The organism is Bacteroidales bacterium, assembly GCA_035299085.1.
Classification (GTDB): Bacteria; Bacteroidota; Bacteroidia; order Bacteroidales; family UBA10428; genus UBA5072.
The window spans coordinates 41,777-55,533 of record DATGXG010000018.1 but is presented as its reverse complement, the minus strand read 5'-3'; the positions used below and the strand labels follow the sequence as shown (position 1 = coordinate 55,533).

Annotated in this window: 9 protein-coding genes; 2 read left to right on the top strand and 7 right to left on the bottom strand. The window is 45.3% G+C overall.

The features are described from left to right. Positions 1 to 236: 236 nt before the first annotated feature. The 4 genes from VK179_05200 to VK179_05185 are packed head-to-tail and all read right to left on the bottom strand — an operon-like array spanning position 237 to position 7,144. Positions 237 to 2,204: an SDR family NAD(P)-dependent oxidoreductase gene (locus tag VK179_05200; protein HLO58114.1), complete on the bottom strand. Its 1,968-nt coding sequence runs from the start codon at positions 2,202 to 2,204 to the stop codon at positions 237 to 239. Continuing rightward, positions 2,197 to 3,417, bottom strand: coding sequence for a PHP domain-containing protein (locus tag VK179_05195; GenBank protein ID HLO58113.1), 1,221 nt, complete (start codon positions 3,415 to 3,417; stop codon positions 2,197 to 2,199). The genes VK179_05200 and VK179_05195 overlap by 8 nt, the downstream gene beginning before the upstream one ends. Positions 3,418 to 3,428: 11 nt before the next feature. Beyond that, entirely contained in the window at positions 3,429 to 5,897 is a 2,469-nt protein-coding gene (locus VK179_05190; protein ID HLO58112.1) for a thiamine pyrophosphate-dependent enzyme, read from the bottom strand. 11 nt (positions 5,898 to 5,908) lie between these two features. After that, entirely contained in the window at positions 5,909 to 7,144 is a 1,236-nt protein-coding gene (locus VK179_05185; GenBank protein ID HLO58111.1) for a dihydrolipoamide acetyltransferase family protein, read from the bottom strand. A 187-nt stretch (positions 7,145 to 7,331) separates the two neighbouring features. Between VK179_05185 and VK179_05180 the strand changes: the two genes are divergently transcribed. Continuing rightward, positions 7,332 to 8,042 carry a GntR family transcriptional regulator gene (locus VK179_05180; protein ID HLO58110.1) on the top strand — a complete coding sequence of 237 codons (711 nt, stop codon included), beginning with the start codon at positions 7,332 to 7,334 and terminating at the stop codon, positions 8,040 to 8,042. Positions 8,043 to 8,318: 276 nt separating this feature from the next. On the opposite strand, the gene VK179_05175 is transcribed toward VK179_05180, so the two are convergent. From VK179_05175 to VK179_05165, 3 genes are all read right to left on the bottom strand, one after another. After that, a complete protein-coding gene (locus VK179_05175; GenBank protein HLO58109.1) occupies positions 8,319 to 9,725 on the bottom strand; it encodes a hypothetical protein in 1,407 nt (468 codons plus the stop codon). Between the two features lie 77 nt (positions 9,726 to 9,802). Next, positions 9,803 to 10,852 (bottom strand): endolytic transglycosylase MltG, encoded by a 1,050-nt coding sequence (mltG, locus tag VK179_05170; protein HLO58108.1) that lies wholly within the window; start codon positions 10,850 to 10,852, stop codon positions 9,803 to 9,805. Positions 10,853 to 10,863: 11 nt separating this feature from the next. Then, the gene (locus VK179_05165; protein HLO58107.1) at positions 10,864 to 12,288 is read right to left on the bottom strand and encodes an NfeD family protein; all 1,425 of its coding nucleotides are present in this window, start codon (positions 12,286 to 12,288) and stop codon (positions 10,864 to 10,866) included. A gap of 101 nt (positions 12,289 to 12,389) precedes the next feature. Between VK179_05165 and purB the strand changes: the two genes are divergently transcribed. Beyond that, a complete protein-coding gene (gene purB, locus VK179_05160; protein HLO58106.1) occupies positions 12,390 to 13,733 on the top strand; it encodes an adenylosuccinate lyase in 1,344 nt (447 codons plus the stop codon). Positions 13,734 to 13,757 lie beyond the last annotated feature (24 nt).

Below are 13,757 nucleotides of genomic sequence, written 5' to 3'. Positions count from 1 at the left end.
CTTCCAACCTTAGATCATTCTTCCCATATATCCGAACTGCTTTTGTTTTCATTTTATGTCTCTTTGTTTAGCGAATTGCTAGTAAGTATTGCACAGAGAACCACTGAGAAGTCACAGAGGACCACAGAGAGACTCTTTTACTCTGTGAAACTCTGTGATACCTCTGTGAAACTCTGTGTAATTGATAGTCATATTATCAAGTGTTCCTGTTTACTCCCAATGACGGCCTGTTTTACCTATCTCAACATCTCCTGGCCGCCGGTGACGGGTAAGGCCTGGCCGGTTTCGTATTCCTGGTCGATCAGGTAAAGGATGGCTTTCATCACATCTTCAACCCGGCATCCCCTTCCGGCCGGAACCTGCTTTTCGTAATGTGTCTTCACTTCATCGATTGTAATGGCGCCCGGTACTTTTCCTGCTTTGAGGTACTGCACAAACAGTCCTTTTTCAGGGTCACTCCACAACGGACCTTCAAAAAAATTCCCGGGACAAACCGAATTCACTTTTATATTCCACGGCATCAGTTCAAGAGCAAACGACTGGGTGAGTCCTATGCTTCCGAACTTGCTGCCAGCATAGGCGAAATTGCGGTTACTGCCTTTCAGTCCCGATTTGGAATTGATCTGGATGATATCGGTGAAATAACTCTTGTTGTGGCTTGCCTGCTGTTTCATAATCGCCGAAACATGCCTGGCACAAACGAAATATCCTGTATAATTTACTTTTGTAATAAATTCAAAGGTTTCAAGGGTCATATCTTCGAGTCCTCCTGCACGGAGAACCCCTGCATTACTGATGAGAATATCCGCACCCCCGAAAGACAAAACCGTTGTCGAAATCATGTTTTTTACAGATTCTTCACTTGTAACATCTGTTTCACAAAAGAGGCACTCATTCTGCTGACCAGGTTTATTCAGTCCGGAAGCAAGTTCTCTGCCTTTTTCCGTGTTAAGATCCGCAATCACCACATTGGCTCCTTCATTCATTAATCCTTTTACAATACCTTCACCGAAACCCTGCGCACCACCGGTAACAATGGCTATCTTGTTTTTTATCCTGCCATGACCAGCAGCCGCATCGGCTACCTTTCGCCTGTAGTTTTCAACTTCCCAGTTATCGATGAAAGCTATTTCACTGTCTGACAAGAAATGGGGTCCTCCGAAATTCTCACTTAAATAGCTTACCTGCATCCAGTCCTCAAATACATCCTGTTCCGTTTCAACCGATTTTACATTGGTATCGAAAGCAATTATTCCATAACCCTTTATGCCGGCTATACGGGGCATGTACCCGTGTTCGGCCCTGAATTGAAGTATTTTCTCCCTGCAATGGCTGATTATGCCTGCCGGTTCATCGGCGTCAATATACACCGAGCGGGCTTTGCAGTAGACAATTTGGTCGGGGATAAACGGCAACGAAACTTTCGAGAAGTTTTCCGGTGATGAAGTAAAATACCGGGCAAGCCGGTTGTTCCGGATACGAACCACTTTAAGGGAATCATCCGAAAATATCATACGCAATGCCGGCATGAATTCTACAAGCCCGGCAGGCAGTTCCTCACTGGTTGTATCGGGAAAGAGTCTGATTTCCTTTGTAATAGTATCATCTATATGGTTGTAAACGGCCCTGATTTCATCAGTAGAATCAGCCGCCACAAATACACCGTGGTTCTGAAGGAAGATCATTTTCGGATCGGCATCATGGTTTTCCCTCCACCGGATAAGCCTATCCTTCACCAGGTTGAAGAGTATATAGCCGGGATCGGTATAGGGAATATAAAGGGCATTTTCACCAAAAAGCCTTTTTATGGTTTCTTCTGCTTTGACTGAACACAGAACACCGTTGACCTTTGAAGGATGGGTATGTACTACAAAGGGATACCGGATAAGCTCGTGCAGCGAGGTTTCAACACTTGGTCTCCCGGTTGATCCGGGTTCGCAGGCTTTCTGCAGGTCCTCCTTAACTTCGGCTTCCCTTGCAAAGCTGTCCTGGCTGTAGAGGCGACTGTAAATAACCTGCAGCCGTTCACGGTTAAGTACAACGAAATTTGCTTCACGGATATCCTTCATGGCGGTTCCGCTTGATTTCACCCATATACGGCTGTCGTTCTTGTAAGAAGTATTACCTCCTCCTGCAATTACATAGCTTTTATCACTGCCGTAGAACCGTGTTATTTCAACAAGATCAGAAACCGGGTTATCCATGTTTTTGTGATTTAGTTTTCATATGATGAAGGATGACGGCATTGCCGAGCTTAAGAAAATAGCTGATATCGCCGGAGTGCTGAAACCCGTTTTCACGTCTGGCACGCCGGTATTGGTGCGCGGCAACCACACACGCCCCTTCATAGGCGATTGTCCGCATGGCATCAGTTAAAGGGATTTTGCCACGGGTATCACAGATCAGAGGTATCAATCCCGGTGAATTGTGCTCAGTTCCCATAAGTACAATGAAACCTGCATTGTGAAAGTAATGCACAAATTTCTGAAGTGCCGCCGCATCATTTCTGCCGGGAATGAGTTCAATGCAATTGACGTCCCACGATTGCAGTTCTTTGCTGAGCCTCTCAGGTGAGCTTTCAAATTCTGTGTAATTACCTTTTACATCATCAAGCAGTACCGGGTAACAGGGTATTCCCCCTGCATTCCGGATAATCCTGATGATTTCATCAATGGCAGGAAACGTGGCCTCATCTTCTTCCACAAATGCCTTGCCGCCGGCTTTCAAAAGATTGGACCTGATTTCATTTTCAATGGCAGGAATAGTATGAAGATCAGCCCCCGATGGTTTTCCGTCGTATATTTTCAAAAGAAATTCTTTCCTGGCTGAATCATCATCCGAAAGGTTATATACGGCTTCTCTCACTGCACAGGCAACATGCCGCTCGCGAACCAGGTTTTTAGCATATTTTGACTGAATACCCTCATAGGAAAACTGAATTTCTGATCCTGCCTCTGAGAACAACAGGTTTACTTTATGAATCATAGACCGGATCTGTTCCCGGCTCAATTCAATAACCCTGTTGATTGTTTCAATATCGGTCGGATAAGGCTGAAAGGGATAATCAAGACCTTTACCGCAGAAATAGCACCTGCCGGGATTGTTAGGGTCATTTATCCTGATGTTTTGCTGCTGGTGCTTTTTTAACAAGCCTGTAAACTCTATATTGAAAAGCGGAAATACACCTGTTTTCAGGGCTTCTTCATAAAATGCTGAATAGCCGTCAGTCACAAAAAAATCATTTATGCCGGCTGCTGAAATCCCTTCCTTCAGGGCCATCTGAAAAATCTGTTCAATTGAGTTGAAAGCGCTGAAAGAATAGGGTGTATGCAAATGGGCATTTACATCGGTCACAAGGATCTCCGGATATTTGCTGAGAAGTTTCTTCTCGTCGGGAAATTCGGTAAGCCAGTTCATTTCAGTCAGGTTTAAATTCCGGCACGATTTCTTTTTAACTGGGTTTCTGATGTCCAGTCAGTCTTTACACGGTGGCCGTTCAGGGGAATGATGCGTTCATGGATGGCATCAATGATCCAGTAAGGCTGGGGAAAGAAATATTCTTCCATTTCATAAGCGGGCGTGATCCAGTTTCTTGAACCCACTATTACTGGTGGTGCATCGAGGTAATCAAAAGCCAGGGCTGTTATGTTTGAGGCCATATCACAAAGGAATGAGCCCCGGGCGCATGCATCGCTGGCCAGTATAATCCGGCCTGTTTTTTTAACGGATTCAAGAACAGGCTCATAATTGAAAGGAACAAGGCTTCGGGCATCGATTATTTCAGCTGACATGCCATATTTCGATTGCAGTTCTTCAGCTGCTTTCAGGGCCACATAAAGCGTTGAACCTATAGTGAGGATTGTGATATCCGTGCCTTTTCTCTTTACATCCGGCTCACCAACCGGTATTTCATAATATCCTTCGGGTACGCCGCCTTCATGAAACTGTTCACCGATATCATAAATCCGCTGACTTTCAAAGAATACAACCGGATCGGTTCCCTGCAGGGCGCTGTTCATAAGACCTTTTGCATCATAGGGAGTTACGGGGAAAAGAACCTTGATTCCCGGAACATGCGCGATAAGCGATGACCAATCCTGCGAATGCTGTGCACCATATTTTGAACCAATGGAAACCCTTATCACTACAGGCATTTTAATGAGGTTGCCGCTCATCGATTGCCATTTCGGAAGCTGGTTGAAAAGTTCATCACCGCAGCGTCCGATGAAATCGCAATACATGATTTCAGCAATTACCCGGCCTCCAGCCATGCCATAACCGATGGCGGTTCCAACAATGGCTCCTTCTGCAATGGGGGAATTGAAAAGCCTGTGATAGGGAAGCGCTTCGGTGAGTCCCCTGTATACAGCAAAAGCTCCTCCCCAGTCGCGGTTCTCCTCACCATAAGCCACAAGGGTGGGATCCTTATAAAACCTGTCGATTATGGCTTCAAATATGCCGTCGCGAAGCTGGTACTGCTTTACTTTGGAAACCGGTTTGCCGGATTTATCCAGGTAAAACCTCTCTTTAGTTTTAATGCTTTTTACCCTTGGATTTTCTTCAAGAGGCATGAGGGTCTCAGGCTGTCCGCTTTCAATGGCATCGATCGAACCATTAGAAAACATCATATTTCCGATGGCATCCGGATCAGTCACAAGATTTATCCTCGGTGATACCGAATCATCGATAGTCATTTTCAGAATGTCCTCGATGGTCGAAATAATATCTGATTTGATTTCATTGAGTTTAGCAACGTCCGCAATACCGGCTAGCTCAAGGTCGCGGGCATAGGTTATGATTGAATCCACCTGCTGCCAGGCTTCCACTTCTTCCTTACTTCTGTAGGATGAGGCATCAGAGGGTGAATGACCGCTGAAGCGGTAAGTGAGCGTATCGAGCAAAACAGGTCCCTTTTTCTCTTCGATAATTTTGCGTTTTCGCCTGAATGCGTCAATCACTGCAAGCGGATTGAAGCCATCCACCCGTTCGGCATGCATCATGTCGGGGTTTACGCCGGCCCCAATTCTTGCTGCTATCCCATATCCCATGGTTTCGCCGCATGTTTGTCCGCCCATGCCATACTGGTTGTTCATACAGTTAAAGATTATCGGAAGCCCACCTTTGCAGGAGTCTTCCCATAACTGCGTGTACTGGTCCATTGTGGCAAATGAAATGCCTTCCCATACCGGGCCGCAGGCCATTGATGCATCGCCGATGTTGCAAACCACAATGCCTTTCTTCCTGTTTATTTTTTTAAAAAGTGCGGCGCCCACTGAAATATCACCTGAGCCACCCACTATGGCGTTATTGGGATAAACGCCGAAAGGGGTAAAGAAGGCGTGCATTGATCCTCCCAATCCTTTATTGAACCCGTTTTCCCTTGCGAAAATTTCAGCCAGCGTTCCATAAAGCAGAAATTTCACTGCAAGTTCCCGGATATCGCCGTGAAAGCCTTTTTCAACAACAGCCAGGATTTTACCATTGAAGTATGACTGCATGATGTCATACAACACATTCTCATCAAGCTGATGTATGGCGGAAAGACCTTTGGCAAGGATTTCCCCGTGACTGCGGTGCGAGCCGAAGATCATGTCATCCACCGTTAACGTGTAGGCCATTCCAACCGCAGATGCCTCCTGTCCCATCGACAGGTGCGCCGGCCCCGGATGATTATAGGCAATTCCCCTGTATTCATTTTTAACCTTGATATCGTTAATCATATTCTCAAATTCCCGGATGATGACCATATCCCTGTAAATGCGTACAAGGTCGTTTCCCGAGTAATTTTTGCTTTCCTCGGCCAGGGTCTTGCTGTATTGATTAACAGGGATGGTGCCGAAGGATAAAGTGCCTTTTTTGCGGATATCGGCGGGACTTATGAATTGTGATCTTGGCATAGGATTATACTTTAAAATTCTTTGAAATTTTCAATCTGGTCTTTGATTTCTTTCAGGAAGAGCGTGGCAGGGCCTCCGTCAATGGCACGGTGGTCGTATGTGAGCGATAACCCGATAACCGGGATGAATCCGAAAACGCCGTTGCCGAGGTCGGCCGGCCGGTGAATGATTGTATTCACGCCAAGAATGGCTACCTGTGGAGGATTAATAATAGGGGTAAACATTTCGACTCCATAATTACCGAGGTTAGAAACCGTGAAGGATGCCGCTGAGCCCGATAACAATTCAGGGTTTATGCTGCCTTTCCGGCAAAGTGTGGCCATATCACGCAGGGCTTTTGACAAATCAGCCAAAGATAAGTTTCCGGCATCCTGCAGAGCCGGAACCATTAGTCCGCGTGGTGTATCCACTGCAAGTCCAAGGTGTATCCGGTTGAAATACCTTATTTTGTCGCCCATGAAATGCGCGTTTATGGCAGGATGTTCATTCAATGCCCTGATCACGGCAAAGCATACCATATCGTTTATTGTAATGGAGGCATTGGGACTTTTATCGCCTTCCTGTTTAAAGCGGTTCCTGAGGGCGAGGATGTTGCGGACATCAGCCGACATATGATGAGTAAGCTGGGCGGAATTACTGATCGAATCATGCATGGTGCGTGCGATGATCTTCCTTACATTCGACAGGGCGGTATCAGAATATTCCTGTGAAGGACGATCTGAAACAGTCATTTTAGTTTGCGATGAGGCTGCTTCAATATCGCGGGCAATGATCCTGCCATTGGGGCCGGTTCCTGTAACCGAGTTTATATCAATGCCAAGCTTTTGCGCCATATTCCGGGCCCGAGGTGAAATGCGGAGACCTGCGCAGGGGTCAGTACCTGAAGTCATGCTGAGCAGAGTTGAAGCAGGAGTCGAAGCATTTTCGGTATCAAATACCCTTCGACTTCGCTCAGGGTGACTTTCCGGGGACGCGGACAGGTCTGCGACGCTGACAGGTCTTTCATCCTCCGGATTTCCTATTACAGCCACGACCGAGAGTACAGGCACTTCAGCGCCATCGTCGAAGAATATATCAAGCAGAACACCTGATTCTGGGGCTTCCACATCAAATGAAGCCTTATCGGTTTCATAGGAAAACAGGATGTCACCTGCTTTAACCGGATCACCTTTTCTTTTCAACCACTGTGTGATGATACAGGTCTCAACGGATTGACCCTGTCGCGGCATTATGATGGTAGCAGCCATAAGTTTGAAAAATTTTGTTTACAGGTTGCCGGGTATTGAAATATAAAAAGGCCGGATTTCCTGAAATTTTATTGTAACTTGTAAATATAAGTTATAATTATTTATATCTTTACTACGTAAAAAATACCGTAAATGTTAGCTAGTACAAATATAGTATTTTAACTTGTATTTACAAGTAATTAGTTTTATGAATACAACTTTACCCCTGTACCGTTCATTATATGAACAGCTCCGGAGGCAAATCACCCAGGGCGTTTTTAAAGCAGGCGATATACTGCCATCCGAGAACCAGCTTTGTATCCAGTACGGCATAACAAGGCCGACAGTCCGGCATGCACTCGATGCGCTGCTGAACGACGGCATGATAAGGAAGCACAGGGGAAAGGGCAGTATTGTGGTGGGTCCCCAGAATGGCATCGGCATTCTTTCGATTTCAGGAACAACTTCCGCTTTGGGAAGGCATAATCTCAGGACACGGATCCTTTCGAAACCACTGGTAACCCGATGGCCTGACGATTTCTTTTTTCAGCTTCCGGATCATTTCAGGGAATCAGGATGCATTTATATCGAAAGGCTGAGGCTTGTCAATGATGTCCCTGTTTTTTACGATCTTAATTTTTTGCCCAATATTAACCTGCCGCGCTTTTGCAACCGCAAATTCGAGGACCAGTCGCTTTTCGACATTCTCAGAAAAGCCTACCAGGTTGAAGTGAAGAGCGGAGAACAGCGCATCAGGGCCATTCACGCGGATAATCTTACTGCAAATTACCTGAATGTGCCAATCGGTCATCCGATCCTTCATCTGCAGCGCAAAATCAACACCAACCGTCCGGGCTTTTTCTTTTATTCCTCAATCTATTGCAACACGCAGGAGCACGCGTTGTACGGGACGTTTTAGCAATAGTCCGTCATTGCGAGGAGCTGGGTAAATCATTGATTATTGCAGAATTAAATGTCGACGAAGCAATCTGCCAGCACAGGAATGGCGTTGCAAAGGGATACGCCGATCCTATAACACCGAAAACTAAATACAGATTTACGATTATGAAGATTTGCTGACAGTATCTCATGGCATCGCCCTGCCTGTGCCGGCAGATTGCTTCGTCGCAATAAATCTTTGCTATAATCACTATAAATGTACGCTCCTCGCAATGACGGGGCTCTGCCTACCAGCCTACTCCATCACCGCCTTCATCCCTGAAAAAATAATCTCCTGGGCGGTTTCTTCGTTTTCGGCTTCAGAGTAAAGCCTTATGACGGGTTCTGTGCCGGATGAGCGGATCATCAGCCATTCATTGTCGGAAAAGAAAAACTTAAAACCGTCAAAAACTTCAAACCGTTCCACACCAAAGCGGCCGAAATGATCAAAGGTACCATTGCTGCATTTTTCAATGATCTTGTTCCTGCTGTTCCTGTTTAACTCGATATTCGCCCGCTCATAAGCAAATGGTCCCGTAATGCTCAGCACTTCATTGTATAATTCTTTCAGTGACTTTTTGCTCTCTACAAGCCACTGCCATATGGTTAAGCCTGCCCTTATCGCATCCCTTTCCGGAATATTGTCACCTATCGAAATACCTCCCGATTCTTCAGCTGCAATCAGTATCTGGTCTTCGGTCATGATCCGTGATGACTCCTTAAAACCTACATGCGTTCTGACCACTTCAAGGCCATAATGGGCGGCGATTTTCTCAATTTTATTTGTAGTCGAAAAGCTTACGAGGATTTTGCCTTTCATCTGTTTATACCCAGCCAGGTAATGAATGAGCATCAGGGCAATCTGGTTTGCATCGTAATACCCTGCCTCTTTGTCGAGCATGGCAATCCGGTCGCCGTCGCCGTCAACTGCAATGCTTGAATCAATGTTCTTCCTGCTCCATACGAGTTCGATAAGTTCATGCAGGTTTTTTCTCAGTGGTTCCGGCTTTACGCCTTTGAAATACGGATTTACTTCAGCGTGAATATTGACAGCCTCGGGCAGTATTTTATGGATGAAATTCTGGCTGCTTCCAAACATAGAATCAAAAGCAAAGTTCAGACCTGATTCCTTCATCGCCTGTACATCGAAGGAATCAAGGATATCTTTAACATAAACGCTTTCCAGGTCAATATAATTAATATAACCCTGTTCCAGAAGGTAATTCCAGTTCAGTAATTCAAGGTCAATCTCCACCTCCGAGGTGATGAGGTTTTCGATGTCCTTAAGATCTTTCTCAAACATCGGTCCTCCATGATCGCCCCTTAGCTTGTACCCGTTAAACTCCGAGCTGTTATGACTGGCTGTTATTATTATGCCGCACTGTGCTTTCAGTCTGCTTACTCCCAGCGATACCATGGGGGTGGTAACAAACCTCTCGGAAACATAAACCCTGATTCCTTTTGAAGCCAGGATTTTTGCCACCGCTTCCATAAACATCTCACCACCGAAACGACAATCATACCCGACTACAGCAATTGGATTTTTAAATTTGCGGGTCAACCAGAGCGCGGTGGCGAGTGAAATTTTTGCCACATTGTCGATGGTAAAATCCTTTGCGATTATACCTCTCCAGCCATCGGTTCCAAACTTGATCTTGTCCATAAGGGTTCTTTGTTCAACGGATATTAGGTTTTATGAATATACGGCGATTTTTGCTACCGGAAAATTTATTTTATTCACTATTTAAAAATTTTTCGCTGGTTCAACGCCTTCTGATATATCCTTGCATTTTTGTTATGCTGATCAAGAGTCCGGGCAAAATTGTGATATCCTGAAAAGTCCTCTTTAGCACAAAAGTAGAAGTAATCATGTCGTTCATAATCCAGCACCGAATCAATAGCCTTTATTGTAGGAATGCCTATCGGTCCCGGAGGAAGCCCGTCATACAAGTAGGTGTTATAGGGCGAATCAAAAAAAGTATCATTCTTTAAAATTCGCTGCCGTTCAAAATTTCCAAGTGCGAATTTTACTGTAGGATCTGCCTGAAGCCTCATTCCGTGGTCCAGCCTGTTAATATATACTCCTGCAAGCCTCCTGTACTCATCCTGGTGATTGGTTTCATTAATCACGATGGAGGCCAGCGTAATCACCTCATTAGGTGTAAGTTTGATTTCCCTGGCTCTGCCAGTCCGTTCCATATTCCAGAACTTCCTGTATTCCTTGTTCATCCTCTTGAAAAAAGATTCAGCATCCGTATTCCACCAGAATTCATAGGTGTTCGGAATAAACATTCCGATGATAGTACGACTGTTGAAACCGTACTGCTTAAGAAACTGATCATCCTGCATAAGGTTCAACAATTCATCCTTGCCGGGCTCAATTTGTGCATCAATTTTTTCGGCAAGTTCATCTACAGTCCGTGCCATGTTGATAACCAGCTTTACAGGTTCCTGGTTTCCTGACCGCAGCATGTTGATCAGCTCGTTATTCGACATATTATAACGGATCCGATAACATCCGGGATGGATGTGTTCTGCATAGTTCTTTTTGCGGGCGGCCCATTCGAATGTTTTTCGGTCTTTAATGATCCTGTGTTTTTCAAGCTCATTGATGACGTCATCGTAGGTGGAACCCGTGGCAATGTACAGCAGGTAATCCTTTTTCTGTGGGGTAAGGGTGTTGGGACCGTAAATTTGTTTATACATCCGGCCAAGCTGGATTCCGGCCAGTATAAATATTACAAGAATGATATAAATAATATACCTGATCGTTTTGCGACTGCTACTCATGGAAATTTGTATTAGGCTTTTACAACATACAGCTGACCGGCTTCATCGCGGATCACCCTTATTTTTTCTCCTTTTTCTATATAACTGATATCTGCCCGTGCATCATATATTTCACCTTCAATTTCAACTCTTCCTGAAGGCCTTAATATTGTAAAAGCTGTGCCTGTCTTCCCGATCATTTCTTTCTGCCGTGTATCAATGCTTATATAACCCTGACGGTGATCCTGCACTGTACCCAGTGCCAATCCTGAAACCCGCTTTGAAAAGGCGAATTTGCGGGTTCCCAGAAGCATGATCACAAATGAAAAGAACATCGAAACCACAACGGTGAAGAACGCCCTGGCAAGTTGTGAAAGTGCTGCAACGCCTTCAAACCTGAAGGAAACATTATCAACAAGACTCAGAGTCAGACCCGCAATCACCAGTATGATGCCTGAAATGCCCGCCACCCCGAAACCCGGAATAAAGAACAGTTCAAGAACCACAAGCGCTATGCCAATTATAAAAAGAAGGATCTCCCAATGTTCGGCCAAACCTTCAAGATAAAGCGGGGCAAAATAAAGTAACGCTGCTCCCAATGCCGCTATCAGAGGAAATCCAATACCGGGGGCCTGCATTTCAAAATAAATGCCGCCGATCATGATCATGATCAAGATGCCCTGGACTATCGTGCTTAACAGGAAACCAATCAGTTTGTCGACGCCTGTGGGCTTATACTGAGCCAATTCAGCATCTTTAAGGCCTGCTTTGGCAAGGACTTCCGCTACACTGTTTGCCATGCCTTCGCAATAACCGTTTGCAATGGCTTCCTCAACCGTGAAGGTGAGAACTTTCGATGAATCATCAATTCCTTTGGCCACTATGCGCGGATCTACCATGGCTTCGGCAATTACAGGATCACGCCTCCATTTAATGATCGTATCATTGCCGTTCACAATCGTGTCTTTACCGTGCGCTTCAGCCGTTGAACGCATTGTGGAACGCATGAACGACTGGTATTTGTCGGGCAGCGCCCCGCCTGTCTGATCCACTACTGTTGCCGCCCCTATGCTGCCTCCGCTGCGGATATAAATACTGTCACACGCTATTGATATCAGTGCCCCGGCTGAAATGGCCTGGTTATCCACAAATGCCATTACAGGAACAGGACAGTTCAATATCCTTGTCCTCATGGAATCGGCAATATTCACGAGTCCGCCGTATGTATTTAAATGTAACAGGATATAATCGGCCTTCAATTCAGCGGCTTCTTTAAAAGCTTCCTGCATAATACGCCAGGATGGCTTTCCGATTTCATCCCTGATTTCAAAAACATAAACAAGAGGCTTTTTACCCTTTTTTACGGCACTGCTGTTATTGTCAAGTCCGGCCGAGGTAAGGATCAGCAGAACAGGTACAATCAGGGTCAGTTTTTTAATGAATGGAACGGGGTTCATAGATATGTTCTGATTTATGAAAACGAGGTAACATGCAACAAAAATACAAGTTTCTCAAACCTCAAACAAATTCTTTATCTTCGTGTGTTTAAATAAACTTTATGGAATTAACATCATTGACCGCCGTTTCGCCGGTTGACGGAAGATACAGGAACCTTACAGCAGACCTTGACCAGTATTTTTCCGAATTTGCACTGATAAAATACCGGGTGCAGGTTGAAGTGGAATATTTTATTGCCCTTTGTGAAATTCCTCTGAACCAGCTAAGCGACTTCAGGCCCACTGATCATGAATTGCTCCGGGGCATTTACCGGATTTTTTCGATGGCCGATGCCGTAAAAGTGAAAGAAAGCGAAAAAACAACCAATCACGATGTCAAAGCAGTTGAATATTTCCTTAAAAGCCGTTTTGATGAAATGAAACTTTCAAAGTACCGTGAATTTATTCATTTCGGCCTCACATCACAGGATATCAATAACACGGCCGTTCCGCTTACTGTTAAGCTGGCTGTGCATGACGTGTACCTGCCGCTTCTTCATAAAGTGATTGCAAAACTTAAGGAGATGGCCGGGGAATGGAAGGATGTTCCCATGCTGGCCCGCACTCATGGTCAGCCGGCGTCTCCGACAAGGCTTGGGAAAGAAATCCAGGTTTTCATTGAAAGGCTTGAGACACAAACCAACCAGCTGCTCAATATTCCGTTTTCAGCAAAATTCGGGGGCGCCACAGGCAATTTCAATGCCCATAAGGCAGCTTACCCGTCAACCGACTGGATCGAATTTGCCAACCATTTTGTAAATGACACACTCGGATTAAGCAGGTTGCAAACCACCACACAGATTGAACACTATGATAATATGGCCGCGCTTTTTGATTGCATGAAGCGGATCAACACCATACTCATTGACCTTGACAGGGATTTCTGGACGTATATATCAATGGAATATTTCAAACAGAAGATCAGGGAAGGGGAAGTGGGCTCTTCGGTTATGCCTCATAAAGTAAATCCTATCGATTTCGAAAATTCAGAAGGGAACCTCGGTATGGCCAATGCCATTTTCGAATTCCTTTCGGCAAAGCTTCCGGTATCACGCCTCCAACGCGACCTTACCGATTCGACTGTTTTACGCAATGTGGGAGTGCCGTTCGGCCATACCGTAATTGCGCTGAAATCACTGCTGCGGGGACTGGATAAGGTAATTCTGAACAAGCCGGCTCTTGACCGTGACCTGGAGGCCAACTGGATTGTAATCTCTGAAGCCATGCAGACCATTCTCCGCCGTGAAGGCTATGCCAATCCATACGAAGCACTGAAGAGCCTTACACGTACCAATAAACAACTTGCCCGTGAGGATTTGCATGAGTTCATCGATACTCTGAAAGTTTCGAATGAAGTGAAAAATGAGCTTAAAAATCTGTCGCCGTTTAGTTATACAGGGTTCTAACTGAAATTATCCGAAAAGAACTAA

What these genes read in the sequence shown, in the direction of transcription:
- VK179_05200 (HLO58114.1), bottom strand. Translation starts at nt 2,204, where the DNA reads ATGGATAACCCGGTTTCTGATCTTGTTGAAATAACACGGTTCTACGGC.
- mltG (HLO58108.1), bottom strand. Translation starts at nt 10,852, where the DNA reads ATGAGTAGCAGTCGCAAAACGATCAGGTATATTATTTATATCATTCTT.
- VK179_05195 (HLO58113.1), bottom strand. Translation starts at nt 3,417, where the DNA reads ATGAACTGGCTTACCGAATTTCCCGACGAGAAGAAACTTCTCAGCAAA.
- VK179_05165 (HLO58107.1), bottom strand. Translation starts at nt 12,288, where the DNA reads ATGAACCCCGTTCCATTCATTAAAAAACTGACCCTGATTGTACCTGTT.
- VK179_05180 (HLO58110.1), top strand. Translation starts at nt 7,332, where the DNA reads ATGAATACAACTTTACCCCTGTACCGTTCATTATATGAACAGCTCCGG.
- VK179_05190 (HLO58112.1), bottom strand. Translation starts at nt 5,897, where the DNA reads ATGCCAAGATCACAATTCATAAGTCCCGCCGATATCCGCAAAAAAGGC.
- purB (HLO58106.1), top strand. Translation starts at nt 12,390, where the DNA reads ATGGAATTAACATCATTGACCGCCGTTTCGCCGGTTGACGGAAGATAC.
- VK179_05175 (HLO58109.1), bottom strand. Translation starts at nt 9,725, where the DNA reads ATGGACAAGATCAAGTTTGGAACCGATGGCTGGAGAGGTATAATCGCA.
- VK179_05185 (HLO58111.1), bottom strand. Translation starts at nt 7,144, where the DNA reads ATGGCTGCTACCATCATAATGCCGCGACAGGGTCAATCCGTTGAGACC.